This is a genomic window from Nocardia sp. NPDC055029, from assembly GCF_053608525.1.
Genome location: NZ_JBSGVQ010000020.1, coordinates 55,956 through 81,865, shown reverse-complemented (window position 1 = coordinate 81,865; position 25,910 = coordinate 55,956). Strand labels below are relative to the sequence as shown.

General features: G+C 68.7%; 24 protein-coding genes, 1 tRNA gene and 1 other RNA gene. 12 read left to right on the top strand and 14 right to left on the bottom strand.

The genetic code is table 11. The features are described from left to right. Window positions 1-15: 15 nt before the first annotated feature. Both ACWF9G_RS18750 and ACWF9G_RS18745 read right to left on the bottom strand, forming a co-directional pair. Window positions 16-1,230, bottom strand: a complete 1,215-nt coding sequence (locus tag ACWF9G_RS18750) for an acetyl-CoA C-acetyltransferase (RefSeq protein WP_452516654.1) — start codon at window positions 1,228-1,230, stop codon at window positions 16-18. 189 nt (window positions 1,231-1,419) lie between these two features. Further along, the gene (locus tag ACWF9G_RS18745) at window positions 1,420-4,263 is read right to left on the bottom strand and encodes a DNA polymerase III subunit gamma and tau (protein ID WP_452516652.1); all 2,844 of its coding nucleotides are present in this window, start codon (window positions 4,261-4,263) and stop codon (window positions 1,420-1,422) included. A gap of 440 nt (window positions 4,264-4,703) precedes the next feature. On the opposite strand from ACWF9G_RS18745, the gene ACWF9G_RS18740 reads away from it, so the two are divergent. Continuing rightward, entirely contained in the window at window positions 4,704-5,528 is an 825-nt protein-coding gene (locus ACWF9G_RS18740) for a hypothetical protein (protein ID WP_379307490.1), read from the top strand. A gap of 77 nt (window positions 5,529-5,605) precedes the next feature. Beyond that, the gene (locus ACWF9G_RS18735; RefSeq protein ID WP_452516650.1) at window positions 5,606-6,883 is read left to right on the top strand and encodes an ammonium transporter; all 1,278 of its coding nucleotides are present in this window, start codon (window positions 5,606-5,608) and stop codon (window positions 6,881-6,883) included. Window positions 6,884-7,014: 131 nt separating this feature from the next. Here ACWF9G_RS18735 and ACWF9G_RS18730 read toward each other — a convergent pair whose 3' ends face one another. Further along, a complete protein-coding gene (locus ACWF9G_RS18730) occupies window positions 7,015-7,926 on the bottom strand; it encodes a neutral zinc metallopeptidase (RefSeq protein ID WP_452516648.1) in 912 nt (303 codons plus the stop codon). 278 nt (window positions 7,927-8,204) lie between these two features. Between ACWF9G_RS18730 and ACWF9G_RS18725 the strand changes: the two genes are divergently transcribed. After that, a complete protein-coding gene (locus ACWF9G_RS18725) occupies window positions 8,205-9,830 on the top strand; it encodes a DUF2207 family protein (RefSeq protein ID WP_452516647.1) in 1,626 nt (541 codons plus the stop codon). Between the two features lie 42 nt (window positions 9,831-9,872). On the opposite strand, the gene ACWF9G_RS18720 is transcribed toward ACWF9G_RS18725, so the two are convergent. The 3 genes from ACWF9G_RS18720 to ACWF9G_RS18710 form a co-directional block, all read right to left on the bottom strand. Then, the gene (locus ACWF9G_RS18720) at window positions 9,873-11,153 is read right to left on the bottom strand and encodes an ROK family transcriptional regulator (RefSeq protein WP_379307483.1); all 1,281 of its coding nucleotides are present in this window, start codon (window positions 11,151-11,153) and stop codon (window positions 9,873-9,875) included. Between the two features lie 342 nt (window positions 11,154-11,495). Next, window positions 11,496-12,206: a hypothetical protein gene (locus ACWF9G_RS18715; RefSeq protein WP_452516646.1), complete on the bottom strand. Its 711-nt coding sequence runs from the start codon at window positions 12,204-12,206 to the stop codon at window positions 11,496-11,498. Between the two features lie 97 nt (window positions 12,207-12,303). Beyond that, window positions 12,304-12,891, bottom strand: a complete 588-nt coding sequence (locus ACWF9G_RS18710) for an HhH-GPD-type base excision DNA repair protein (RefSeq protein ID WP_379307479.1) — start codon at window positions 12,889-12,891, stop codon at window positions 12,304-12,306. A gap of 67 nt (window positions 12,892-12,958) precedes the next feature. Between ACWF9G_RS18710 and ACWF9G_RS18705 the strand changes: the two genes are divergently transcribed. Next, the gene (locus tag ACWF9G_RS18705; RefSeq protein WP_452516644.1) at window positions 12,959-13,777 is read left to right on the top strand and encodes a methyltransferase domain-containing protein; all 819 of its coding nucleotides are present in this window, start codon (window positions 12,959-12,961) and stop codon (window positions 13,775-13,777) included. A 43-nt stretch (window positions 13,778-13,820) separates the two neighbouring features. On the opposite strand, the gene ACWF9G_RS18700 is transcribed toward ACWF9G_RS18705, so the two are convergent. From ACWF9G_RS18700 to ACWF9G_RS18690, 3 genes are all read right to left on the bottom strand, one after another. After that, a complete protein-coding gene (locus ACWF9G_RS18700; protein WP_379307477.1) occupies window positions 13,821-15,113 on the bottom strand; it encodes an aminotransferase class I/II-fold pyridoxal phosphate-dependent enzyme in 1,293 nt (430 codons plus the stop codon). 168 nt (window positions 15,114-15,281) lie between these two features. After that, window positions 15,282-15,376, bottom strand: an RNA gene (gene ffs / locus ACWF9G_RS18695) — signal recognition particle sRNA small type. 26 nt (window positions 15,377-15,402) lie between these two features. Then, window positions 15,403-15,975, bottom strand: a complete 573-nt coding sequence (locus tag ACWF9G_RS18690) for a TetR/AcrR family transcriptional regulator (RefSeq protein ID WP_452516643.1) — start codon at window positions 15,973-15,975, stop codon at window positions 15,403-15,405. Between the two features lie 134 nt (window positions 15,976-16,109). Between ACWF9G_RS18690 and ACWF9G_RS18685 the strand changes: the two genes are divergently transcribed. Next, window positions 16,110-16,197 (top strand) — tRNA-Ser (locus ACWF9G_RS18685). A gap of 266 nt (window positions 16,198-16,463) precedes the next feature. Beyond that, window positions 16,464-16,889, top strand: coding sequence for a DUF5994 family protein (locus ACWF9G_RS18680; protein WP_379307473.1), 426 nt, complete (start codon window positions 16,464-16,466; stop codon window positions 16,887-16,889). 1 nt (window position 16,890) lies between these two features. Here the strand turns inward: ACWF9G_RS18680 and ACWF9G_RS18675 are convergent, their stop codons facing one another. After that, window positions 16,891-18,339 (bottom strand): threonine/serine exporter family protein, encoded by a 1,449-nt coding sequence (locus ACWF9G_RS18675; protein WP_379307471.1) that lies wholly within the window; start codon window positions 18,337-18,339, stop codon window positions 16,891-16,893. Window positions 18,340-18,424: 85 nt separating this feature from the next. Next, window positions 18,425-18,556: a hypothetical protein gene (locus ACWF9G_RS18670; RefSeq protein WP_268241490.1), complete on the bottom strand. Its 132-nt coding sequence runs from the start codon at window positions 18,554-18,556 to the stop codon at window positions 18,425-18,427. Between the two features lie 129 nt (window positions 18,557-18,685). Here ACWF9G_RS18670 and ACWF9G_RS18665 point away from each other — a divergent pair, with 129 nt between their 5' ends. Both ACWF9G_RS18665 and ACWF9G_RS18660 read left to right on the top strand, forming a co-directional pair. Beyond that, the gene (locus ACWF9G_RS18665; RefSeq protein WP_379307469.1) at window positions 18,686-19,330 is read left to right on the top strand and encodes a helix-turn-helix domain-containing protein; all 645 of its coding nucleotides are present in this window, start codon (window positions 18,686-18,688) and stop codon (window positions 19,328-19,330) included. 265 nt (window positions 19,331-19,595) lie between these two features. Continuing rightward, window positions 19,596-20,060, top strand: a complete 465-nt coding sequence (locus ACWF9G_RS18660; protein WP_452516641.1) for a helix-turn-helix domain-containing protein — start codon at window positions 19,596-19,598, stop codon at window positions 20,058-20,060. Here ACWF9G_RS18660 and ACWF9G_RS18655 read toward each other — a convergent pair. Together ACWF9G_RS18655 and ACWF9G_RS18650 are read right to left on the bottom strand one after the other, a co-directional pair. After that, complete coding sequence (locus ACWF9G_RS18655; protein WP_379307465.1) at window positions 20,057-21,481, bottom strand: wax ester/triacylglycerol synthase domain-containing protein; 1,425 nt, start codon at window positions 21,479-21,481, stop codon at window positions 20,057-20,059. The two genes, ACWF9G_RS18660 and ACWF9G_RS18655, sit on opposite strands and share 4 nt — an antisense overlap. Before the next feature lie 85 nt (window positions 21,482-21,566). Next, window positions 21,567-21,764, bottom strand: coding sequence for a DUF397 domain-containing protein (locus tag ACWF9G_RS18650; RefSeq protein WP_379307463.1), 198 nt, complete (start codon window positions 21,762-21,764; stop codon window positions 21,567-21,569). 431 nt (window positions 21,765-22,195) lie between these two features. Here ACWF9G_RS18650 and ACWF9G_RS18645 point away from each other — a divergent pair, with 431 nt between their 5' ends. The 3 genes from ACWF9G_RS18645 (at window position 22,196) to ACWF9G_RS18635 (ending at window position 24,412) form a co-directional block, all read left to right on the top strand. Beyond that, window positions 22,196-22,681 carry a DUF309 domain-containing protein gene (locus tag ACWF9G_RS18645; RefSeq protein WP_452516639.1) on the top strand — a complete coding sequence of 162 codons (486 nt, stop codon included), beginning with the start codon at window positions 22,196-22,198 and terminating at the stop codon, window positions 22,679-22,681. Window positions 22,682-22,756: 75 nt separating this feature from the next. Continuing rightward, window positions 22,757-23,683 (top strand): tRNA glutamyl-Q(34) synthetase GluQRS, encoded by a 927-nt coding sequence (gluQRS, locus tag ACWF9G_RS18640; RefSeq protein WP_452516638.1) that lies wholly within the window; start codon window positions 22,757-22,759, stop codon window positions 23,681-23,683. 42 nt (window positions 23,684-23,725) lie between these two features. Next, entirely contained in the window at window positions 23,726-24,412 is a 687-nt protein-coding gene (locus ACWF9G_RS18635) for an RDD family protein (protein WP_452516636.1), read from the top strand. 65 nt (window positions 24,413-24,477) lie between these two features. Here the strand turns inward: ACWF9G_RS18635 and ACWF9G_RS18630 are convergent, their stop codons facing one another. Beyond that, complete coding sequence (locus ACWF9G_RS18630; protein ID WP_379307455.1) at window positions 24,478-25,068, bottom strand: DUF4190 domain-containing protein; 591 nt, start codon at window positions 25,066-25,068, stop codon at window positions 24,478-24,480. Window positions 25,069-25,130: 62 nt separating this feature from the next. Here ACWF9G_RS18630 and ACWF9G_RS18625 point away from each other — a divergent pair, with 62 nt between their 5' ends. After that, window positions 25,131-25,904: a queuosine precursor transporter gene (locus tag ACWF9G_RS18625; protein ID WP_373291753.1), complete on the top strand. Its 774-nt coding sequence runs from the start codon at window positions 25,131-25,133 to the stop codon at window positions 25,902-25,904. Window positions 25,905-25,910: the final 6 nt, after the last annotated feature.

Genomic DNA, 25,910 nt, shown 5'->3' with positions numbered 1-25,910 from the left:
AGTTTCGGCCGGGAATCAGACGCGCTCGATGATGGTGGCGACGCCCATGCCGCCGCCGATGCACAGGGTGATCAGGCCGTAGCGCGCGTTGCGACGCTCCAGCTCGTCGAGCACCGTGCCGGTGATCATCGCGCCGGTGGCACCCAGCGGGTGGCCCATCGCGATCGCGCCGCCGTTGACGTTCAGCTTCTCGTCCGGGACGTTGAGGTCCTTCTGGAACTTCAGCACCACGGAGGCGAACGCCTCGTTGATCTCGACGAGGTCCATGTCCTCGATCGTCAGGCCGGCCTTGGCCAGTGCCTTCTTCGCGGCCGGGGTCGGACCGGTCAGCATGATGGTGGAGTCGGCGCCGGAGGTGGCGGTCGCGACGACGCGGGCGCGCGGGGTCAGACCCGAGGCCTTGCCTGCCTCCTCGTTGCCGATCAGCAGCAGGGCGGCGCCGTCGACGATGCCCGAGCTGTTGCCACCGTGGTGGACGTGGTTGATCTTCTCGATGTAGGTGAACTTCTGCAGCGCGACGGCGTCGAAGCCACCCATCTCACCGATGCCGGCGAAGGAGGGGTTCAGCTTGCCCAGGTCGGCGGCGGTGGTGCCGGGACGCATGTGCTCGTCGTTGTCGAGCACGACGAGGCCGTTCTGGTCCTTGACCGGAACGATCGACTTGGCGAAGTAACCACCGGTGGTGGCCTTGGCCGCCAGGTCCTGCGAGCGCACGGCGTAGGCGTCGACGTCATCGCGGGAGAAGCCCTCGATGGTGGCGATCAGGTCGGCCGAGATGCCCTGCGGCACGAAGTAGCCGTCGTAGTTGGTGGCCGGGTCGAGCGCCCAGGGGCCGCCGTCGGAGCCCATCGGCACGCGCGACATCGACTCGACGCCACCGGCGATGACGAGGTCGTCGAAGCCGGAGCGAACCTTCTGCGCAGCCAGGTTCACGGCCTCGAGGCCGGAGGCACAGAAGCGGTTGAGCTGGAAGCCACCGACGGTGTCGGGCAGACCCGCGATGGTGACCGCGGTGCGGGCGATGTCCATGCCCTGGTCACCGACGGGGGTGACGACACCGAGGATGAGGTCCGAGATCTGGTCCTCGTCGAGGTTGGGGAAGCGGCCACGCAGCTCCTGGATCAGACCAACAGTCAGATCGATCGGCTTGACCGAGTGCAGCGAGCCGTTCTTCTTGCCGCGGCCGCGCGGAGTGCGGATGGCCTCGTAGATGTAGGCCTCTGTGGTCATATCGGAGTGTTTCCTTCCTTGGGGTGCGGTGGCCGCACGAACGCCACGACCATCCGTCCTGACGCCGTACAAATCCCGGCAAGCACCAGCGGAGCATAGAACCATGCCCATCCGGCGTTCCCGGCCACCCGTTCATACTACCGTGGTGTGCGAACTCCGGTTAACTTAACGTGGTCCGGCGGGTGGCTGTCAACCATCCAGACTCCTCGCTCCGAGCTCGTTGCGCAGCAACGCCAGAGCGACCTCGTCCGGGTCCTGCCGATCACCGGGCGCCACCGGCACCGCCGCGGCGGCCAGCATCTCCTGCTCCTCTTCCGGCGTCGGCGGCGCCAGCACCACGTCACCCGGCCTGCCACCGCGCCCGGAATCGCCACCGGACCGGCCCGAATCCGACCCGTACCCCTCCTCCGGCCCCGGGTCGTCGGGTAGATCGGGGAAGTCGGGCGGCGGGATGTCGTCGTCGGACACCGGCTTGGCCTGCCCCGACGCACCCGCCTGATTCCCGTTGGCCTGACTCGGCCGGGAGAACTTCGGCCGCCCGGCCGGCTTGGCCTCACCCCGCGCCGGCGCGCTCGCCACCTTCGCCGCCGGACGCGGCGCGGGCGCCCCCGTCTCCCAGCGCACATCCAGCTCGCGCCCGAGCACCGCGCGCACCGCCGACCGCACCGCCTCGATATTGCGCGGATCGGACAACCGCTGCGCCAACGGCGGACTCTGATGCGCGAACACGATCACGTCACCCTCGGCCCGCGACACCGCCGCTCCCGACAGCAGCGCCTGCAACGTCGGCCCGAACTCCCGCACCTTCCCCTTGATCTCCGCCCACGCCCCGTCGACCAGCGCGACGAGATCTTCCACCGGGGCGGCGGGCGCCTGCGGAGCTCCAGCGACCTGCGAGGCCGAAGCCGCCTGGGAAGCCCCGGCCATCCCCGAGGCGGCAGCTGCCTCCGAAGCCGCAGTCGTCTGCGGAGTGGCAGCCGCTTCCGAAGCCGCCGTGGCCCTGGCCGCCTGCGAGTCGGAAGCTCCCCGAGGAGCCGCGGGTGCCTGCGCGGCCGCGGGTGCCGACCGGACAGCAGATGATGGAGCCGAAGCTTGCGGGGGCGAATCAACTTGCAGAGCTGGGTTTTCCGAGCCACCGGCGAACGTTTCGCCAGATGACTGGGCGCCCGGATCGGCAACTCGCGACGCGGGCTCGGCCGCGGCGCCTGTCGCCGACCCGGCGTCCGGGTTAGCCGGGGCGCCGGCATCGGCCAGCTGCTCCTGGAAGGAGATCGATCGCCCGGCAGACGACACTGCGTCACCCGCAGGACCGACTCCAGCTTCTGCCGAAGATGCCTGAGGGACAGCGCCTTCCGATGCCACGCCGTCGACAGGCTGTGCGGCGGTCCCGCGCACAGACTGAGCCGGCAGCGGATTCTGTTGCGCACCCCGCGGGTTCTGATGCGCGGCAGCCGAGCTCTGCTGCTCGACAGACGCGTCCTGCTGTGAATCCAGCTGGTCCTGCTCGGCGCCCGGCTGGTTCGACTGCGCGAACGGCGCACCCGGCATGTTCTGCCGGGCGGGCGGCACGTTCTGCTGCGCCACCGGCGCATTTTGCTGCGCAGGCGGGGTCGCCGGAGCCTGCGCAGCAGGCTCGACTGCGGCAGCGGGGGTTCCTGCCACAGCCGCAGGTTGTTGACGGGTCGGCGCGGGCGATCCCGGTCCGCCTGCGGCCGCTTCCTTTTCGGCGCGGGCAGCAGCGAGAAGTTCCGCGCCGCGGCGGCGAGTCTCCCCACCTGCGGCGGGTGCGACCGGACGCTCAGCCGGTGCGGACGCACGCTCGGCGGGCGGTGCACCGGCGGCGGGGCCGGGGCGTGCGGGAGCGGCGGGGATGGCACCGCCCGCGAATCCCCGCTCCAGGCGTTCCAGGCGCTGCAGCGTCGCGGACTCGGTGTCGGAGACCGAGGGCAGGAGCATGCGGGCGCAGATGACCTCGAGCAGGAGGCGGGGGGCTGTCGCGCCGCGCATTTCGCCGAGGCCCTCGTGCAGGAGTTCGGCGTAGCGGGTGAGGGTGGCGGGGCCGAGGCGTTCGGCCTGCTCGCGCATGCGGTCGAGGACGTCGCCGGGGCCGGAGACCAGGCCGCGCTCGGCGGCGTCGGGGACCGCGCGCAGCAGGATCAGGTCGCGCAGGCGCTCGAGCAGGTCGACGGCGAAGCGGCGCGGGTCGTGGCCTGCTTCCATGACGCTGTCGATCGTGCGGAACAGCGCGGCGCCGTCGTCGGCGGCCAGCGCGTCGATCGCGTCGTCGATCAATGCCACGTCGGTGACCCCGAGCAGCGAGACCGCGCGCGGGTAGGTGACACCATCGGGCCCGGCACCGGCGAGCAGCTGGTCGAGCACGCTCAGGCTGTCTCGCGGCGACCCCCCACCGGCCCGGATGACCAGCGGATACACCGCCTCCTCCACCGGCACGTGCTCCTGCTCGCAGATCTTGCCGAGCAGGCCGCGCATGGTGGCCGGCGGCAGCAGCCGGAACGGATAGTGGTGGGTGCGCGAACGAATGGTCGGCAGCACCTTGTCCGGCTCGGTGGTGGCGAAGATGAAGATCAGGTGGGCGGGCGGCTCCTCGACGATCTTGAGCAGCGCATTGAAGCCGGCCGTGGTGACCATGTGCGCCTCGTCGACGATGAACACGCGATAGCGCGACTCGGCGGGCGCGTAGAACGCGCGATCGCGCAGCTCACGGGTGTCGTCGACGCCACCGTGGCTGGCCGCGTCGAGCTCGATGACGTCGAGATTGCCCGCACCGCCGGGGCCGAGCGCCACGCAGGAGGCGCAGACCCCGCACGGCGTCGAGGTCGGGCCCTCGACACAGTTGAGCGAGCGCGCGAGGATACGCGCGGAGGAGGTCTTACCGCAGCCGCGCGGACCTGAGAACAGATACGCATGGCTGATCCGTCCGGTATCCAGCGCCGTACTCAGCGGGTCGGTGACATGCTCCTGACCCACTACCTCAGCGAACGTCGCCGGTCGATACTTCCGGTACAGAGCCACGGCCCACAGGCTACCGCCGCCCACCGACAGGCGGATGAGCGGCCGACGCGTCGCCACGTCTCCCGGAACTCGTCGCGAAACTGTGACACGAATCACAGTTCAAGTACAGGTTTGGACAAGGCGGGCAAACCCGGTCGGCCGGGCGCAACAGCTAAGCAATCGACTGCCCGCCACGCGGCGAATCCAGCCTGGATCGGCGATCGATCCTGGTTACGGCGAGAATGCGTACTCCATCCCCGATTGACCAGGACTTTCTGGATGTAACGAAACAATCAATGGTCGTGACACCAGCGCAAGCCGCTGGCTACCGTGGATCTCGGCAACTTCGGTGGCCAAACCTTCATCAGGTTGGTGGCCCCGGCCGGTCCCTCATCCCGGCCGGGGCACAACCTTCGCGCACCGTATCGCTCCCCCACCGCCGACCGGAGGAACGTTTCACCGTGCTGTCGTGTGATGACATCGCAACCGCCTGGCTCGCCCACACCGACTTCGCGGGCGACCACGCCGCTGTCGGCCTGCTGAGCAGGGCGATCAGCCCCCAGGACTTCGACATAAAGCGCGATTCGCTGCCCGTCGCCGCCGCGGCGGACCCGGCGACCGCCGCGGCCATCCTGCAACTGCTCGAACGCGGGCAGGTGCCGACGATGGCGGCGATCCGCACCCTCACCGCGCAGAACGAGATGCGCCGCGAGGCCGAGCGGATCGAACGCCTCGGCAGGCGCGCGCAGCGCAGCATCGACGAGTTCGGCCGCATCCTGGCCAGACTCGCCGCCGCGCACTGGTCCGCGCACGATATCGGCCCGACCAGGCGCGACATCCTCGCCGACGCCGAGGTCACCGAGCTCATCGCCGAGCGGGTCGGCGAGATCGCGCCGTCGGCGGTCAAGCATCTGTGGCTGATCGAGCGGGCGCAGCGCGCGGGCTGGATCGCCTCCAACGCGAGTCCCGGTTCGCTGTGCCCGGCCCGCCGCTGGCACACGACCAAGTACGGCAATCGGGTGTCGCAGAAACCGGTCAACATGATCGGGAAGCTGGTCGCGGGTTTCGTCGTCGAGCACACCGCCGAGCGAGGCAGGCCACCGAGCTGGGCCGCGCTCGCCCGTGATTTGCGCGACGACCGCGGCAGGCGGGTCTTCTTCGACGTGGCCGACGCGCACGCCCAGCGGCGCTGGCTGATCACCGCCGAATGGCTCGCCGACGGCGATGACCAGCCCGTTCCCGGTAAGCGCGGCACGAGGGCACTGGCGAAGGAGAACCGAAGCTAGAACCCGGCCGACACCAGCGCACGCGGTGAGCATTCGGTAATTTCCACGCAACGCAATCACGCGTGGAAGGAGTTACCGTGCCCGCAACGATCGATCCCGCGGCCACCGCCTGGCTACTCGCGGCTACCGCCATGGTGCTGTTGATGACGCCGGCGCTGGCCGTTTTCTACGGCGGGATGGTGCGCTCCACCGGCGTGCTGAACATGCTGATGATGAGCTTCATCGCGATCCCGCTGGTCACCGTCGTGTGGCTGGTCGCCGGGTACAGCCTGGCCTTCGGTGACGATGCGGGCGGCGGCCTCATCGGCAACCTCGAGCACGCGGGCCTGGCCGGAATCAATCCCGGCTCCGTGCGCGGCACGATCCCGGAACTGCTGTTCGTCACCTTCCAGCTGACCTTCGCGATCCTCACCGCCGCCCTGGTCTCCGGCGCGATCGCCGACCGCGCCAAGTTCGCGGGCTGGATGGTCTTCGTCCCGCTGTGGACGCTGGCGGTGTACGCGCCGATCGCGCACTGGGTGTGGGGGCCCGACGGCTGGCTGCTCGATTTCGGCGCGCTCGATTACGCGGGCGGCCTAGTGGTGGAGATCGCCTCCGGCGCTTCGGCCCTGGCGCTTGCCCTGGTGCTCGGCCCGCGCATCGGCTTCAACATCGACGCGATGCGCCCGCACAACCTGCCGTTCGTGCTGCTCGGCGCCGGTCTGCTGTGGTTCGGCTGGTTCGGTTTCAACGCCGGTTCGGCACTCGGCGCCACCGGCACCGCGGCCGCGGTCTTCCTCAACACCCTCGTCGCGGGCAGCCTCGGCATGCTCGGCTGGCTGATCGTCGAACAGATCCGCGACGGCAGGCCGACCACCTTCGGCGCGGCCTCCGGCGCGGTCGCCGGTCTGGTCGCGATCACCCCGTCCTGCGGCGTGATCAACACCCTCGGTGCGGTGATCGTCGGCCTGGCCGCCGGCATCGTGTGTTCGTTCGCGGTCGGCTGGAAACACAAGGCAGGCTATGACGATTCGCTCGACGTGGTCGGCGTGCACTTCGTCGGCGGCATCGTCGGCACGATCCTGATCGGCCTGCTCGCCACCGAGGTGATGACCTGCGGCGTGAACGGCCTGCTCTACGGCGGCGGCTTCACCCAGCTCGGCAAGCAGCTCGTCGCGGTCCTTGTGGTCGCGGCGTACGCGTTCACGGTGTCGTTCGTGATCGGCAAGGGCATCGACAAGGTCATCGGCTTCCGGGTCAGCAAGGAGGACGAAACCGCTGGTATCGACTTCGCGTTGCACGCCGAGACAGCGTATGCCGAAGGCGTACATGGCAGTTCCCCCCGCCGCTTCGGCGAAGGCCACTACGGCCACTGATCAGACCACTGACCACGCGAGCACATGGGTAACTCACCGGGTACGGGCTGACTCGCCCCAGCTCGTCCCGCCGGCCGCCAACGCTAACCCAGGTGGCAGACGAGTCCGGCCTGAATACGCGGAGAGGCGGGTCAGCTCACTTCGCCCGCGCCGGCCGTGAAGGTGTTGCACTTGGGGGTGAGGTTGTGGTCGAGGCCGGCCTCGAACCACTCACCACCGTGCTCGGAGGTGCCGTGATCGCGCATGTCACCCGGCCCGTCACCGCGGCCGTAGGAATCCTTGGTGGCGACGGTGACCTGCGCGGCCGACAGCGAACCGCCGCCCTTCGACGAGGCGATGAACATGCCGTCGAAGCAGTTGGCCTGCAACTCGACTCGGCGCGAGAGCTCGAGGCCCTTGGGTGAGCGGGCGCCCGCGTCGACGCGTTCGCTGTTGGCCTTGCGCAGGATGCCCGACTGGGCCTGCACGTGGTGGCCGTACTCGTGCGCGAACACCGACAGGTACACGACCCAGTTGTCGCGGAACTGGTCGGTCTGCAGCTGGCTGATCGGCATGTAGATGGTCTTGTTCGCGGCGCAGTAGAAGGCGGCGAAGTTGCTCGTCGAGCCGGTGCACGGGGTGGTGATGCCCGCGGTGGTCGCGGTGACGCTCAGCGTCGGCGACTCGAACGGCAGATTGTTCTCGGCCAGCAGCGGTTTCCACGCCGATTCCAGGCAGCGGGCAGCCGATTCGAAGAACGCGCGCGCCTTGTCGACCTGGGTGCTCCACGGCGCGTAGTCGCAGGACGCCGGAACCAGGGTGCCGTCGGCGTCGGTGAGCAACGGGTTGTCGCTGGTCGCCGCCGGTGCGGTGCCGGGCTGCGGCTCGTAGGTGGTGCTCGGCTTCGGGCCGATCGCGCCGATCCCGACGTCGATTCCGGTGTTGACGGCGAACTTCACCAGGCCGCCGACCACCAGGAAGACGATCACGAGGAACAGCGAGGTCAGGCCACCGCGGCGCTTACGCGGCGGCGGGGTCGGGCGGCCGGGCGGGCCGTAGGGCATCGGCGGCGGACGGTAGCCCGACGGCGGACCGTAGCCCTGCCGCGGTCCATAACCCTGTGGATAACCCTGGGGCTGTTGATAACCGGGCGGGCCGTATCCGGGCTGCGGTCGGTAGCCCGGCGGCTGGCCATAGCCAGGGGGCGGCGGAACAGGTCGTCCACCTGGGCCGACCGGGCCATAACCGTACGGTGGTTGGGTCACGTCCCCCGTACCCCCTCGTCTAGTTCGTCGCCGACAGCCGCTGACGCAGGATAGCAAGCTGTCTAGAGTAAGCAGCCATGCTGACTTTTCGGGGGGGCGCCGCAGGCGCGCTGCTGCTCGCCGCGGCGGGTGTACTCGCGGCCGCGCCGGTAGCCAACACGGAGCCCGCGCCGATCGGCGTCACGATCACCGCCGACCTCACGCTGACCGAAGCCGGTGTGCTCGAGGTCACCGAGACGGTCGGTGTGCCCGCCGACGGCAATTTCACGATGGCACTTCCCTTGCGTCTCAAGGTCGGTGACGACGTCGAACGCGTTTTCAAGGTCACCGATGTCACCGCGAGCGGCGCAGGCACCGCGACCACGGTCGACGATCAGTTCGTCGTCGAAGCGAAGCCGGGTGAATCCAAGTTCACCTACTCGCTGCACAACACCGTCTCCGACGCACCTGGCACCCAGGTGTTCCACTGGCTCGGCGTGCTCAATGCCGATATCGCCGCGCTCGACGTCTCGGTGATCAGCCCCAGCTATCAAATGGGCATCGTCGACTGCAAACTCGGACCGGCGGGCAATGCCAAGCCGTGCGCCGATGTGCATACCGAACCCGACGGCGTGCTGTACCTGAGCCAGCGCGATCTGCGTAAGGGCGACGCGATCGATCTCACTCTGCAGCTGCCGCCCGGCACCGTGCCGGCCAACGCCGATGTGCGCGGCGGCGATTCGAACGGGTTCTTCGCCTTCACCGCGCCCGTGTACGCCGCCTTCGGCGCGCTGCTGCTCGCCCTGGCGGGCATGATCGCCTACGTGCTGCTGGCCAGGAAACGGGCGGCCGCGGCGCTCGCGGGCAGCGACGCGTTCGAACCCCTTGTCCAGCAGGGCGGCCGGGTCGACTTCACCTCGCCCGACGGCGTGCTGCCCGGCGAGGCGGGACTGTTGCTCGACGAGCACGTCGACCCGGTCGACATCGCCGCGACCGTCGTCGATCTCGCCGTCCGGCGCTACCTGTGGATCACGCCGGTGAACGCCCGCGGCGAGGACGACTGGCGGATCAGCCGGGTCAACGCGCCCGACGACCAGCTGCGCGACTACGAGCGCGTCGTCTACGACATGCTGCTACCCGAGGGCACCGACACCGTCGCCGTCCGCGAACTCCGCGCGCCCGGCCGCATGCAGCTCGAGCCGGTCCGTGCCGCCATGCGCGCCGACGCGGTCGCCACCGGCGCCTTCGCCGACCCCAAGCAGCGCGCGCTCCCCCGCTGGATCGGCGTCGCCCTGATCGCGCTCGGCGTGATCGCCACGGTCACCCTCGCGCTGACCTCCGGGCACGCGCTGGTCGGCGTCGCCATCGCCCTGGCCGGTGTCGCGGCGGTCCTGCTGCCCAACTACCTGCCGACCAGGACGACCCTCGGCGACACCGTCGCCGGGCGTGTCAGGGCCATGCAGCGCGGGCTGGATGCCGTTGCCCGCGAGCAGATCCCGCCGATCGATCAGGAGACGGTCTTCTCGCGTGCCCTGCCGTACACGGTGATCAGCGGCCGGGCCGACAACTGGATCCGCGCCTTCCGCGACATGGACCCGTCGGCCGACTCCCAGCCCGGCCTGTACTGGTTCGCCGGCTACGACCGCGACCGCAACCTGCACCGCTTCGCCGGCCAATTCCCGTTCTTCATCACAGCGTTGGAAGGTGCGTTCAACCCCCGCTGAGCGGACGGTTCGCGGCCCTCTCGAGGGCTCGCGAACCGCCTGCTAGATCCTGCGGATGGCCGCCAGCGGGTCCGCGTAGAGCGCGCTGAGCGAGGTGACCACCGCGGCGAATTCCTGTACCTTGCCGCCGAATCCGCTGATCCGGATGTCGGTGGGCGGCAGCTGGGTGCTCTGTGTGAACGCCCTCGCCACGTGCGGCAGCGCGGGCCGGTAGCCGGTGAAGGCCTGGCCGCCGAGCACGACCCGGTCGGGGTTGAGCATGTCGCGGACCAGGGCGACGGTCTGGCCGAGCATCGTCGCCCGCTCCGCGAGCAGCTCGCGCGCGCCCTCTGACCCGGATTCCGCTGCGCGGTAGAGGTCGGCGATGGTCGTGCCCGCGGTTCCGTTGTGCGCCGGGATGATTCCGCGGCCGACCGCACGGGCCTGCAGGGCCCGGTCGCCGACGGTCACTTCCAAGCAGCCACGTCGACCGCAGGTGCACTGCACGTCGGAGCCGGTGGGCAGGTGCGCGATGGAACCGGGACCGTTGTTCGGGGTGTGCACCCGGCCGTCGAGGGTGACGGCGATGCCCGCGGTCTCGCGGACGTAGAAGTAGAGGCTGCTGCCGTGCTGGGTGGCCGGCAGTTCGGTGTCGGGTTCCGGCCTGCGCGCGTCGAAGGTCGGCAGCAGCAGTTCCGAGGCGGCCATCGCCTCGACGTGCGGGGCCACCGAAACCGGCAGTTCCAGCACATCGCCGAGGACCTGCCCGATCGGCGCGCCCTTCCAGTCCAGCTTGGGATGGTCGACCACGCCGGTGTGCGGATCGACGCGCCCGCCGATGGCAACGCCGGCCCACAGCGGTGTGCGCCGATGCCAGCGCTGCAGGAACGCCTTGGCGCTGCGGGCCACGGTGGTGACCGCGAACTCCTGGCCGGTCTGCGGCGTCGCGATGGCGAGACCACCGAGAATGCGTCCGCGCAGGTCGGCCGCGACGATCTTGGTCGCGGCGGCGCCGACGTGGATACCCAGCGTCAGATAGGCCTCGTGGTCGATCTCGAACGGCACCCGGGGCCGCCCGACCGCGCCGGCAGCGGTCAGATCGGGACGCTCCCGCAGCAGACCCGCCGAAAGCAGCGACGCCACTTGCCGATTCACGGTGGCGATGCTCAAACCCGTCGCCCGCGCTGCATTGTCGCGCGAGACCGGCCCGGAGGCGGCGGTCCGCAGCACGGCGGCGGCGGGGTTGTCGCTGCGGCGCAGCTCAGGGGCGACCACGGGGCGCGAAACCCGGGGACGACCGGCGGCCGCCCGGCTGACGGGGCGATCGATGATGGGAGTAGACATATGAAGTTCCTTGCTGAAATCCCGTTGTCCCAACGGAATTGCCGACACGTATGGCGTGGCAGCTCGCGAGCCGGAGACGGCCCAGCTGCAGCATCAGGAACGACAAAGTTCACGCGTCAACGGCAACCGCAGACCCAGCGCGGCGGTCACGTAGGTGACCCGCTTGGCGGTGAGATGGTTGCCGGACATAACAATCAAGTTAACACCGAATCCGGACCCATCCAAGCCGAACCGGCGGATTGTGCCGCGCGGCACACCATTTCCCCAGGTCAACACCCCTGTCGTGGGAGCGCACAAGCGCCCCATCCGGCGGACCGGATGGGGCGCTCGCGCGTTGCTCGGCTACTTGGCCGGTGCGGTGAAGGGTGCGTTGATGGTGGTGAAGTACTGGATCGCCGCACCGATCGCCGCCGGAGCGGTGATGAAGAGCTGACCGGCGATGGCGCCGACCGGGCCGACCAGCAGGGCGCCGGCGATGCAGCCGACGGCGGCGGCGGGCAGGAAGGGGCCGAGCAGGCCGACGATGGTGCCGAGGGCGACCGTACCCGCGAGCACGCCACCGAGGACGCAACCGACGGCAGCGCCGCCGAGGCCACCGACCAGCGCGCCGATGGAGGCGGCCATCGAGATGGTGGAGGTCAGCCTGCTCCAGGCCGCGACCTCACGGTCGTACTCGCTCTTCCAGGGCGCCTTGTCCTCGAAGGGCAGGGCCACGGGCTTGTAGACGGCCTTGGCCGGGTCGAGCTGCGGGGTCAGGACGGCCTTGTTGCCCGAGATCTCGGCGGCGATCGGCAGCTCGAACTCGTCTAGGCGGAACGACAGCGGCGTGGCGGCGATGGTGTCGCCGTTGGCGGCCTTGATCTTGAAAGCGCCGTCTTCGGCGACCAGCGAACCCGCGTCGGTGGTGATGACGGACGTGCCGCCGACCTCCTCGGCCGTGAAATTGATCGGTGCATCTGCCTGCGGGGCCGGCGCCGCGACCGAGGTGCCCGCGGCAACACCGGTTGCCATGGTCAGGAGCGCCGCAACCACGGCGAGCTTCCTCATCTTCATAAAACTGCCAATCCCTCATCTGTCGTGGAGCTGTTCGAGAAGCAAGCTTCGAGCAAACCCACGCTGGTGACGAGGGAAAAACGCAGGCAGATCGTAACTAGGAATTCATACCGGCGGACTTCGCGGCCGCTTTCGCCTGTTTCTTGAATTCCCTTACTTCGGCGAGTGTTTCGGCATCGACCACATCGGCGACCGAGCGGCGCGACCCTTCGTCGCCATAGGATCCGGCCGCTGCGCGCCAGCCGTCGGGATGCACGTCACGCTGCTTACCGAGCAGCGCGAGGAAGATCTTCGCCTTCTGCGCGCCGAATCCGGGCAGGTCCTGCAACCGGCGCAGCACCTCTTTGCCGTCGGGATCGCCCTCGGTCCAGATGTTGGCAGGCACGCCGTCGTAGTGCTCGATCACGTACTGGGCCAGCGCCTGCGCGCGCCGCGCCATCGACCGCCCGTAGCGATGGATGGCGGGCGGCGTCGCGGCGAGCTCCTCGAATTCGGCCGGATCGGCGCCGGCGATCCGGCGCAGATCGAATCCGTCCATGCGCTCAGCGAGTTTGCGCGGACCCCGAAACGCGTGCTCCATCGGATACTGCTGATCGAGCAGCATTCCCAGCAGCAACGCGAAATCATCGGTGCTCAGGAGTTCGTCGGCCTCAGGGTCCTGCGCGAGACACAGCGTACGAGTCATACATTCATCGTGACACAATTCACCTATAGCCTCTGAGTCCATGCTCACCAGGACCGAGGTTCCCACGATGGCGGTAAGTATGACCGACTACACCCCACGCCCTGACCGCTTCGATCAAGCGGGCAAGGACCAACTGATCGACGCTCATGACCTGGAGGTCACCCAGCCCGGGATGCGCAGGCTACGGGCCTGGAGCCACCATGCGCTCGGCTTGCGGCCGGGCGAGAGTGCCCTCGACATCGGATCCGGTACCGGCTCGGAGGTGTTCGTCTTCGCCGACGCCGTCGGGCCGACCGGCACCGCTGTCGGCGTCGAACCCGATCCGAACCTGATCGCCTCGGCCGAGCGCAGGGCCGAGGAACATGGCTCGGCCGCGACCTTCGCCACCGGTGACGCCTACGGCCTGCCGTTCGGCAACGACACCTTCGACGCGGTGCTCTGCGAACGGGTGTTCCAGCATCTGACCGCGCCTGCGCGCGCCGCGGCCGAGATCGCCAGGGTGCTGCGGCCGGGTGGCCGCGCGGTGGTGGTCGACAGCGACTGGAAGACGGCGATCGTGCATCCGGGCGACCACCGGGTGGTCGGCGCCGTGATCGACACCCTGATCTCCTCGACAACGAACCCGCTGTCCGGGCGCAGGCTGGCCGGTCTGCTCAGCGATGCCGGCCTGGTCGTCGACGAGATCGGTTCGCACGCGCTGGTGCAGGACCGCAGTGTGGGCGCGGGCGCGCTGGTCAGCCGGATCGCCGAGCTGGCCGTGCTGCGCGGGACGATCACCGCCGCCGAGCGGGATCAGCTCGTCGCCGACCTGCAGGCGGGCGCCGATCGCGGGGATGTCCACATCTCGGTCACCATGTTCGGCGTGCTGGTGCACAAGCCTTCCTGAGCCGAAGCCGGGCGCGCGGGTGTGCGCGCCCGGCTCGTAGAACTCAGTGCTGGGCGAGCAGTTTTTCTGTCGCTGCGAGCAGCACACAGGTAGCCAGGCCGTCCATCGCCTTCTCCAGTTCCGGCAACTGCGGGAAGGAGGGGGCGATGCGGATGTTCTTGTCCTCGGGGTCGTTGCCGTACGGGAACGCCGAGCCAGCGGCGGTGAGGGCGATGCCCGCGTCCTTGGCCAGCGCGATCACCCTGGCCGCCGTGCCCTCGAGCACGTCGAGGCTGATGAAGTAGCCGCCCTTGGGCTCGGTCCACGAGGCGACCTTGGAGGCGCCGAGGCGATCCTCCAGAATGCGGCGGACCAGCGCGAACTTCGGCTCGAGCAGCCTGCGGTGCTTCTGCATGTGCTCGCGCACGCCCTCGGCGTCGGTGAAGAAGCGCAGGTGCCGCAGCTGGTTGAGCTTGTCGGGGCCGATGCTCTTCTTCGCCGCGTGCGACAGGTACCAGTCCAGGTTCGCCTTGGACGCGCCGAAGAAGCTCACGCCCGCACCGGCGAAGGTGATCTTGGAGGTGGAGGCGAACACCAGCGGCCGGTTCGGGTTACCCGCCGCCGCGGCCATGCCGAGGACGTCGAGCACCGGCGCCGCGGTATCGGTCAGCGGGTGCACCGCGTAGGCGTTGTCCCAGAACAGCCGGAAGTCCGGCGCGGCGGCAGGCATCGTAACCAGCTCGCGGACAACCTCTTCGGAGAAGACGGCGCCGGTAGGGTTGGCGTAGTTCGGCACCGCCCACAGGCCCTTGATCTGCGGGTCGTTTGCCAGCAGCGTCGCGATGGCCCTGGTGTCGGGGCCGTCATTGTTCATCGGGATGGTGATCATCTCGATGCCGAGCGCCTCGGTAATCGCGAAGTGCCGGTCGTAGCCGGGGGCCGGGCACAGCCACTTGATCGTCTCCTCCGCCGCCCAGCGGCGCGGCGAATCCGGGGCGCCGTAGAGCATGGCGAAGACGATGTTGTCGTGCATGAGCTCGAGGCTGGCGTTGTTGCCCGCGATCAGCTGCTCGACCGGGATGCCGAGCAGCTCACCGAAGATGGCGCGCAGTTCGGGCAGGCCGTTGAGGCCGCCGTAGTTACGGCAGTCGGTGCCGGACCCGTCGCGGAAATCGCCGTCACCGGGTAACGCCAGTAGGGACGCGGACAAGTCGAGTTGTTCCGGCGATGGCTTACCTCGGGTGAGATCCAGCGTGAGCTTCTCGGTCTCGAGCTTCGCGTAATTCGCGGTCTGGGACTCGTGCTCGGACACGAGTTCCGCGTGGCTCATCAAACCGATCTGCGTTTGCCGGGGCATCCTGGGCAGCCTTTCGAAGCAGCAAGGTGGGGGGTGCACGCTGCGCGTGCCGACACCCGCAACGTTACCCGGCGGTTGCTCGGAATCGGTGGGGTATCCGGGGCCGGATGAGGCTCGCACACTGCGAAGGTGCGTAGGCCGATCGATCAGGCGGGGATCCCCAGAAAATAAAGGGGACCCCGCGCACCCGGCAGAGCCCGTTGACCCTTGCTGCCTTCCGGCCCTGGGGGAGTTCACAGGATGCGCGCCGCGCGGGATCCGTCGGCCAGTGTAGCGGTTATCGGGCCGACTAGCGATCGGGGGGATCGAACAGCAGGTCGGCGGCGCGGGCCATGACCTGAACGCGGGTGCGGCCCTCGTGGTCGGCGGCGAGGAAGTGGCCGCCGATCACCGCGCAGAAGGCGAGCAGGCTGCGGGCTTCCACTTCGTCGGGATCATCGCAGAATTCACCGATCGTCTCGCGCAGCAGCGCCATTCGACGATTGTCGACCCGGCGCAGGCGCTCGGCGACGTCGTCGTCGCGGCGGGCCCAGTCGCGGATGGCGAGATCGATCGGCAGCAGCCGGTTGCTGGAGAAGGTGAGCACGCCCGCCAGCCGCGCCTTGGTCTTCGAGTCGACCCCCGCGTGCTCGACCTGCTCGATCACCTGGTCGACGGCCTCGCTCTCCCACGCCTCGAGCATGGCGACCAGCAGCGCGTCGCGATCGGCGAAATAGCCGTAGAACCCGCCCTTGGTGACGCCGATCCGCTTGGCCAGTGCCTCCACCCTGACCGCGTCGACACCCGAGGAGGCAAGGACTTGCAGGCCTTCCTCGACCCATCTCGACCGGGGAGTTCGCGCGACGCCCACGACGTGTTCCACCTCATATCGCTCGGCTTCGACCGCCACCCGAGCGGCCCGAGCCCCAGTGTACGTATCCGTATAGTCCACGGATCCGCCCTGACCGACCCGACCCGTTTTTACACCGGGGCACCAGGACCGCTATGCTGCTCCACGGAGGATTCGCCTAGTGGCCTATGGCGCTCGCCTGGAACGCGGGTTGGGTTAACGCCCTCAGGGGTTCAAATCCCCTATCCTCCGCCACAGCAGGGCCCTGATCGGTTCGCCGGTCGGGGCCCTGTTCGTTTAATCGGTGGATCTGTCGGTGGGCTTCCGTAGAGTGAGCCCCGACAGTGCGGGAGACCCCCACCACACCCACCGCCGGTGTCGCCGCCACGGTCACAGATGTGTGCGTGCCGACACAGTGGAGTGGGTACCCAACCCCAGTGCCCGTCCGTAAACGGACGGCGTGTGCCGGTCGATGTTTACCCGACGGCGCCCCTCGAGACTTCAGAAAGACATCATTCGTAGTGAATACAGCACCTGAAACGAGCATCGGTCGCGACGCGACCGGGCCGATCCGGCTGATGCTGCGTGACCGCCATGCCGCCACCGGCCCGATCGACGGCGCCTGGTGGCCGCGCACCGATCAGCCGATGACCGAGCTGCACCAGCTGGTGCACGCGGTATCGCCGCGCATCGGCAAGCTCGCCCGCCTCGGATTCGACTGGAACGCCGTCGATTCCGCTGACGACGCCAAGGGCGAGCAGGCCTCGCGCATCATGCACGTGGTCGGCAGCAATGGCGCCGCGCTGGCGCTGCTCGTCATCCCGGCGGCGACCGAGGCGCCCGCCGCCCGCAGCCAGATGCGCTGGGCGGCAGGCAAACCGCGCATCCAGGATCCCGCGCCCGCCGAATCCGCGGCCGACGGGCCGCGCACCCTCGTCCAGACTTAGTTCATCGGTCGCTGGTGTAGGTCGGGTCGAAGTCGCGCGGCGCACCGCGGCGGCTCAGCAATCGGTCGAACCACTCACCGAGAACGACGCCCGCCGCCAGCGCGCAGCCCACACCGAACGCGCCGAGAATCTGCCCGAAACCGAGCAGCGTTTCGTCCTCGAGCAGGGCGTACAGCCCGCGATACACCTTCAGACCCGGCAGCAGCGGCGTGATGCCGGCGACCGCGACGACCAGCGGCGGCGTCAGCGCCCGGCGCGCCATCAGACCACCGGCCAGACCGACCAGGGTGGCCGCCATACCGGAGGCGACGACCGGTCCGAACCCGATGTCCTGCGTGCCGAGGAAGGCCATGGTGCCCGCCGCACCGCTGAGCCCGGCCGCGAACAGGGCACGACGCTCGGCATAGCAGGCCAACGCGAAGGCGATCGCCGCCACCGCACCGGCGCTCAGCTTGATCGCCAGAAATTCGGTGTCCTGGCCCGCGCCGGCCGCGATCTCCGGCACCGCGATCCCCAGCATCGTCGAAATCCGCAGCGCCAGACCGATACCGGCGACGATGCCGCCGGTCATCATCACCACCTCGAGCATGCGGGCCGCCGCGGTGATCGGCGCGCCGGTGATGGCGTCCTGCACCGAACCGACCAGCTGCTGCCCACTGAGCAGCACGGTGATGCCCGCGGCGACGATCAGCGCGGCGTCGGCCCGCCAGTGATCACTGAACGCGGCCAGCGCGATGGCGGGCGCGGCGGCGATGACACCACCGATCATGTGCTGGAAGAAGATCGGCAGACCGAGTTGATGCAGCGCCCGGTTGACCACATCGATCAGCGCGGTCGTCGCGAAGCTGATGGCGGCGAGCAGGACGCCACCGCCGAGCAGCACCGCGATCGCGGCCGCCAGCAGCGACCAGCCCGCCGTGGACACCCATCGTGGATACGGGTGCCGCGACGAGACGATCTCGTCGAGCGCCGCGTGCGCCTGGTCGACGGGCACGACCTGGCTGCGGATCCGGCGGGTCAGGCGGTCGACCGCGGCCAGCCGGGTGAAGTCGAGCGAGCGGTACTTCACGATCCGCATATCGCTGGCAGGCGGCAGCCGGGGACCGCGGTCGGCCCAGATGCGGATCGCGTCGAAGGTGACGTCGATATCGCATTTGTCCAAGCCGTAGGTGGAGGCGATGAAGCGCACCTGCGCCGAGGTGTCCACGACACCGGTACCCGCCGACAGCACCACCTCACCCACCCGCACCGCCAGGTCGAGCACCTGCGACACCTCGGCGTCGTCGGTGAGATCGATCGGCTGCAGCGGGGTCGGCGCTGCGGTGATGTTGTCGGCGGTGGCGCGCTGCGAGGGCAGGACGAACGGCCTGCGCAACCGCCACCGCTGGCGCAGACCTGGGCGTTCGGTGATCGTGCCGCCGTCGCCTTCCGCCGCTGGGTCCGCACTCATACCATCGACGGTAACGGCGTTCGCGGCACGTTCGTCATCTCGCAACGAGTTCGTCAACGTGTCGCGTTGTCACGGCGCGGTCAGCTCAGATGTCCTCGATCAGGCCGGTGCTGTAGGCCGTGGCCGCCAGGTGCTGCAGGCAGCGCGGACCACACCCGTCGTGCTGAGTCAGCACGAAACGGGCCTGCTGGAGCGAAGAGATGGGAGAATCGGCCACGCAGTCGGCATGTGCGCCGCGCCAGTGGTCTTCGCGACCCCTGGCGGCGGCACGCGATGACGGCGGGTCTGGTGCGGATGTGTCCAGCAGGGTGTGACGGTAGGGGCCGGCGATGGAGGCGATGACTGTATGAACACCGGGACGGGGAAGGTGATCCAGGAGCGGCGGCGGTTGCTCGGGCTGTCGCAGCCCGCGCTCGCCACCGCGATCGGGGTGAGCTCGCGGCAGATCACCCGGTACGAATCCGAGGAACAGTCGCCGACGCTGCCCGTCGCGATCCGGCTGGCCGACGCGCTGCAGATCTCGCTCGCCGAATTGGCAGGCATCGTCGACAACCGGATCGACCTGGCGGGCCGGTGGTGGGCAGCCTGGCAGAAAGCGGCGAACCACGGCGACGAGGTCGAGGTAACGCCGGTGACCATCCGGCACGAGGGCGACCACCTGCTGATCGACTCGGCCGCCGAAACCCCTGCGGCGCAGGACGACCCGGCCACGCAGATGCGGGGCGAGATGCGGGTGTGGGACGGTGACGCGCTCACCGGCTGGGTTCGCGGCATGGACGTCGGGTGGCCGATCGGCACCATCTACTACTCGCTGCATCCCCAGGGCGCTCATGCCGTCGGCTCGTGGACGACGAAGTCCCGCGCGGACGGTGTCGTCCGCGGCTGGAGCGCCCTGGCCAGGGAGAAGTCCGACGCCGAGAAGCTCCTGTCGGAACTGGTCCGCACCGACGGCACGGTGGAGTCGTGGCCGGGGAGTTCGCGCTCGGACTGAAGCCGTCGCCGGATGTCGTGCACGCTCGGCCGTCCGTGATCCACGGGCGGCAGGAGTAGCAGGTAGCGGGTCAGCGCTCCGAATACGAACAGTCCCACAGCGATCCACAGGTAGATGTCCATCTGTCCCCTCCGAACCAGTCGGTGCTGCACGGGTGACGCGGTATGGTGGCGTCGAAGCCACCGCAGCAAAGTATGGTCGCCGTCAAGACCTTTTGGACAGCAAAAAGCGTCTACAAACGTCTACAGTTCTCTACGATGGGTCCATGTCCAGTCGGGGCGAGCAGGGGAACGGCGAGACCACCGTCGTCGGGGCACGGTTGCGACAACTCCGCGAAGAGGCCGGGCTATCCCTGGCCGCACTGGCGACCCGCGTCCCCTACTCCCGGGCGGCGCTCGGTCACTACGAAACCGGAACGCGCGCAGTGCCGTCCGAGGTGATCGACTGGTACGAACGGGTGCACGCGCAATCGACGCCCGCCCTCCCCGCGACCCGTCGACGCGACCCACGCGCCGCCGACGCCGCCCTCGCCGACGCGATCGCCGCCGAACTCGGCGCCACCCGCCCGCTCATCGAGATCGGCAGGCCACACCAGACCGGCACCGGCTACTTCTGCCCGTTCCGCATCGACGGCCTGATCGAAGGCGAGGCAGCGGGCACCGATCCCGCGACCGCACTGCATTCGGCCCTGCGCGCCATCGGCATCGAATTGCGCCGCACACGCGACTAGTGCGCCGCGACGACCGCGGCCAGCGACTCGCCGAGCAGGGTCAGATAGCGATCCGGATCGGCCAGGAGTTCGGCATCGAAATGTACTGACAGCGTGATGGTTTCGCCGATGCCGTGGACCCCGTGGGTGAGGTGCATGACGGTACCGATGGCGGGGAAACCACCGGTGAACAGGACGGGAGCGCCCGCGAAGGCGAGATCGGCCGCGCCGCGGTAGACGCTGGAGACCACGGTGTTGCCGTCGAGGGCGTCCGGGACGCTGTTCAGGTCGGCGCGCGCTACGTCACGTGCGGCCAGCATCGCCGGGACCGTCTCGCCGACCCGGTCCTGTACGGCGAGCAGTGGATTCAGTGCGCGCTCGCGGCGGGTGGCGAGGTCGGCGGCGATCAGGTCAGCGCGGACGGCGAGGTCGGGTTCGCCGATGTGCAGGTCGATGGACAGGCCGCGGTAGTTGTTGCGCGCCGTGCCCGACGCCGGCACCGCCATCGGCAGGGCGGTTCCGAGACGTTCGGGCCGGTCACCGTGTTCGGCGAGGTACGCCGACAGCGCTTGCGATATGGCTGTCAGGGCAACGACTGTGACGGTTCGGCCGGGCACCCGCACAGCCGCGGCGTCGACGACCAGTAGCCGCACCCGGTGATCGAGCGCGGCTACCGGCCTCGCCGGGTTGACCCGGCACGGCGCGAACCCGATTGTGGCCGCTGGCACCTCGCCCGCGGCCGTGCGCTCCGCCAATTCCCGCTGCGCCTGGTAGGCGGCGTAGCCGCGCCGGACCGTGGTGACCAGTTGCCGGGGAAAGCGCAGCACGCCAGACACTCTCGAACCGGCCGCCCATGCACAGATCTGTCCACAGTAATCCACAGGCTGTGCAGGAGTTTTCACAGGTCCGACCGGGCGATTTGCCGAGTTATCCACAGGTTCACCGGGAGAGCTGGGGACAACTTCACCGGCCGCCGCCTGCGCGAAGAGTGATCGCGCGACGGCGGCGGCGCGGGTCCCGTCGGCCAGGGCGTGCGAGAGTTGCAGCACCACGACGAGCGCGGGCCCGGCCGCGACCGGCGCATCACGCACGGCACGGAAAACATGGACGCGCCAAGGGAATTCGGTAGCGTCGAGGCCGGTGCCCAGAAGTTCGCCGAGGCGGTCGAGCAGGAAAGGCCAGCGCAGACCGTCCGGCCGATGGGTCACGAATTGCTGGGACGTGAATTCGGCGGGCTCCCACCGGGGATAGTCGAGATTGCCCGGTATCTCCCGAAGCCGGATCCGCAGATCCGGAATGGACGCGGCGCGAGCGGCGACGAAAGCGCCGAGTTCGGCTGTGGTGGCGTCGGTTTCGGCGAAGCAGTAGAGCAGAAACACATCATTGACGGTCCGCCGCGACAGCCAGAACATCGTCGCGTCACGTGGCGCCATCGTGGTCATCCGGCCACGATAGGCCACCACAGAGAAGGCCCCGAGTCCTACCGACCCGGGGCCCGTGCTGCCTTCTCGAGGCGCATGGCGCGGATCAGCCGCGCGCGAACTCTCCCGAGGTGACGTCGGCTAGGAACGCTCGCCACTCTCCCGGTCCGAAGGCCAGCACGGGACCGCGACCGCGATCCTTGGTGTCGCGGACCGCGACATCGCCGCCGGCGAGAAAGGCCACTTCCACGCAGTTCCCATCGGGTCCGCTGTAGGTGCTCTTCCGCCACACAGCGTCCGTCACATCAACCTCCACGGCACTTACTCCTTTGCATGATCGAGAACGGGATTACTCCAGGAATCGTTGCAACATTCCGATATCCGGCGCGACCGACGAGTTACTTCGTGGCACACAGGGCACTGCCACACGGCGCGCGCAACCGATCGGCACGAACCAGCGCATCGAGGCGTTTCCGCCTCCGGGGGCTGCCCCCGCGGAAGAAACACTAGCAGGTCTTCCGCAAGTTTGCGGATGAGAATTTGCTTTCTCATATGGGTTTGCCAAGCTTGCGAAGCTTCACGTTTGCGGGAGCATTGCCGGACCGTCATACCCATTCCGTATCCGGCTGACACATCAACTATTACTTCCATGTGATTAGTCCGTGATACGTCAATTTCTCAGCAGCTCCACCAGTCCCGTGCGCACCATCGGCGGCAGGCGTGGATCATGGGGGAATGATCTCCCGTGACCGCGATGCCGCAGGTCGTGCCCGTAACGACCGCCCCAGGGACCGGCTCGGCAGGCCGCTGCCACCCGGCAGTGCCGGAGTCGCCCGAATTCCGGACGACCTCGAGCTCGCGCCCCAGCAAACTCTCACCTTCGCTCAGCAACTGCTGGACGACGGTTTGGCATTCAATGCCCACGAGGTATTGGAGGCGGCGTGGAAGAACGGACCGGTAGCCGAGCGGATGCTCTGGCAGGGCCTCGCGCAGTACGCCGTCGGCATCACCCACATCCAGCGTGGAAACGCCAAGGGCGCGGGTACTCTCCTGCGCCGCGCGAGCGAGCGGCTCGGCTCCTACCCGGCGAATGCCCAGCAGCACGAGGTGGACCGTGCCGGGCTGATCGCCCACGCGGCCGAGCTGCTCGCCGCGCTCGACGCGGGGACCGCCATCACCGAGGAAGAGCTGCGACCGCGGCTGTGCCACGAGCGCGCCTGATCGGCGCAGCGCGTCAGCCCTCGTCAGACCCGAGCACGGCCGGAGCGGAGGTGGAGGTACGCCTAAGCTTGCTTGGTGCCAACCAGCCCTTCCACCGGCGCAGGCCGGTACGCCCCGAGTCCGTCGGGTGAACTGCACCTGGGCAATCTGCGCACCGCGATCCTGGCCTGGCTGTTCGCCCGCACCACCGGACGCGCGTTCCTGCTCCGCGTCGACGATCTCGACCGGGTCCGACCCGGCGCCGCCGAACGCCAGCTCGACGATCTCGCCGCCATCGGCATCGACTGGGACGGCCCCGTGGTGCGCCAGTCCGAGCGGCTGCCGATCTACGACGCGGCGATCGCCGAACTCACCGCGGCGGGACGCACCTATGAATGTTTCTGCACCAGGCGCGAAATCCAGAAGGCCGCCTCGGCGCCGCACGGGCCGATGGGTGCCTACCCTGGCACCTGCCGTCACCTCAGTGGCGCGCAACGCGCGGCCCGGCGCGCCGAAGGACGGCCCGCCGCACTGCGATTGCGCGCCGACGTCGACGATTTCGAGATCACCGATCTGCTGCACGGCCGATATCACGGCGCCGTCGACGATTTGGTGCTGCGCCGCGGCGACGGTATCCCCGCCTACAACCTGGCTGTCGTCTTCGACGATGCGGCTCAAGGCGTCGACCAGGTGGTCCGCGGCGACGACCTGCTGCCGTCGACACCGCGCCAGGCCTATCTCGCCGAGCTGCTCGGTCTGGCCGCGCCCACCTACGCGCACGTGCCGCTGGTGCTCAATCAGGAGGGCAAGCGGCTGGCCAAACGCGACGGCGCCGTGAGCCTTTCGGACCAACGCGCGCTGGGCAACACGCCCGAGGACGTGGTGGCGGCGATCGCGGATTCACTCGGCTACTCCGCACGGACAACAGCAGAGCTCCGCGAAGTTTTTAACGCAAGGCGCGTACCGAAAAAACCATGGATACTCGAGTCCATCGGGTTGTTCCGACCAGAGGGATGTCCGTAACGTACGCAGCGACCGATCTACTGATCACGACGAGGACGAATTATGACCAGCGGTGGTTACGACCCCAACCAGTACCCGCAGGGCGGTCAGCCCGGCGGCTACGGCCAGGACCCTTACGGCCAGCAGCAGCCGGGTTACGGCCAGCAGCCGGGATACGGGCAGCAGCAGCCCTATGGGCAGCCCCAGCCCGGCTACAACCAGGACCCGTACGGCCAGCAGCAGCAGCCCGCCTACCCGCAGGGCCAGTACGGCCAGCAGCCCGGCTACGGCCAGGATCCGTACGGCCAGCAGGCTTATGGCGGCACGCAGGCCGCCGACCTCGGCGTCCGGATCGGCGCGCGCATCATCGACAACCTGATCATCGGCATCCCCCTGTCGATCGTGCTCGGGCTCGTCGTCGGTGGCGGCACGGGTGGCCAGATCATCACCTCCGCGATCCTGTCGCTGGCGGTGTACGGCTACTTCGTCGGCATGGAGGTCAGCCAGGGCACGACGCTGGGCAAGAAGATTCTCGGCCTGCGCGTGGTCGCGCCCGGTGGAGCGCCGAAGCTGACCCCCGAGCAGTCCCTCAAGCGCAACCTGTTCACCGGTGCCAGCGCGATCCCCTGCATCGGTTCGCTGATCGGGCTCGGCCTGACCATCTACATCATGGTCACCATCTCGCAGGACCCGAACAAGCAGGGTTGGCACGACAAGTTCGCCGGCGGCACGCAGGTCGTCAAGGGCTGATCTTCAGCTGACGAAAACGTCAGGGGCGCTTCCGAGTACGGAAGCGCCCCTGTTCGTTTGCCGGATCAGTATGTGGACGTGGACGAATCGAAAGCGCCCGACATGCCCAAGATGAACACGAACACGAAGTAGAGGATGCCGAGCACGATCGTGATCGCGCCGATCCAGATGCCTGCCAGCGCCATGCCACGGCCTTCACCGCCGCGCTCCTTGATCTGGTTGAGCGCCATGATGCCGAGCACGATGCCGACGATCGAACCGATGCAGGTGCACAACCCGACCAGCGAGGAGACCAGCGCGCCGATCGCCAGGCCGTTGGTGCCCTGCGGCGGCGGGAATCCGCCGTACGGCTGGTATCCGCCCCCGGCGGGGTAGGCGCCGCCGTAGGCCGGCGGCTGCTGCGGCTGCGGGTACTGCGGCGCGGAGGGCTGCTGGTAGTTGGGGTACTGCGGCTGCGACGGCTGCTGCGGGTACTGCGGCGCCGAACCCGGCTGGGCGGGCTGCTGCGGATACTGCGGCGTCGACGGGTAGTTCGAAGGCTGCGACGGCTGCTGCTGCGGGTACTGCGGCACCGAACCCGGCGCGCCGGACTCCGGCGACACGCCGGAGCCGCCGTACTGCTTCCACCATTCGTCGGAATCGCCGGGATTCGTCATTGGTACAGCCTATTCCACAACCCGCGCCCGTGAGGCACCCCGACCTTGGTTGGATAGGAGCCGTGACTGATGCAAACACGCTCGACCAACCTGCCGAATCTGGGCGCCCCGCGCCGGACCACGCGGCGTTCGCCCAGGTTGCGCGGGGGTTCTACCCGGTAATTGTCGCCCTGTTCACGGCGACGCTGATCATCTCCAACATCTGCGCCACCAAGGGCGTCGAGTTCTTCGCCGACAAGTCGGTGATGCTCGGCCCGCTACAGATCCTGCCGATCGCGACCGACGGCGCCTTCTTCCTCTTCCCGCTCGCCTACATCCTCGGTGACGTGCTCAGCGAGGTGTACGGCTTCCGTGCCACCCGCCACGCCATCTACACCGGTTTCGCCGCGCTGCTGCTGACCGTCGGCGCCTTCGCGATCGCGATCCGGCTCCCCGCCGCGGGCTTCTACGAGAACCAGGAGGCGTTCCGCACGGTCATCGGCACCACGCCGCAGCTGGTGCTCGCTGGCCTGGCCGGCTACTTCGTCGGGCAGTTGCTGAACTCGGCCACCCTGGTGCTGATCAAGGAACGCACCAAGGAGAAGCACCTGTGGGCCCGGTTGCTCGGGTCCACCGTGGTCGGCGAGTTCGCCGACACGCTGATCTTCTGCTCGATCGCCGCCACCGCCATCGGTATCGACAGCTGGCAGTCGTTCGTCAACTACGTGATCGTCGGCTTCCTGTGGAAGACGCTGGTCGAGATCATCGTCATGCCGATCACCTACCGCGTGATCGCGTTCCTCAAGAAGACCGAACCGACCTACGCCCCGGCGAAGGTCGACGCATTGCACGATTGAGTTCCG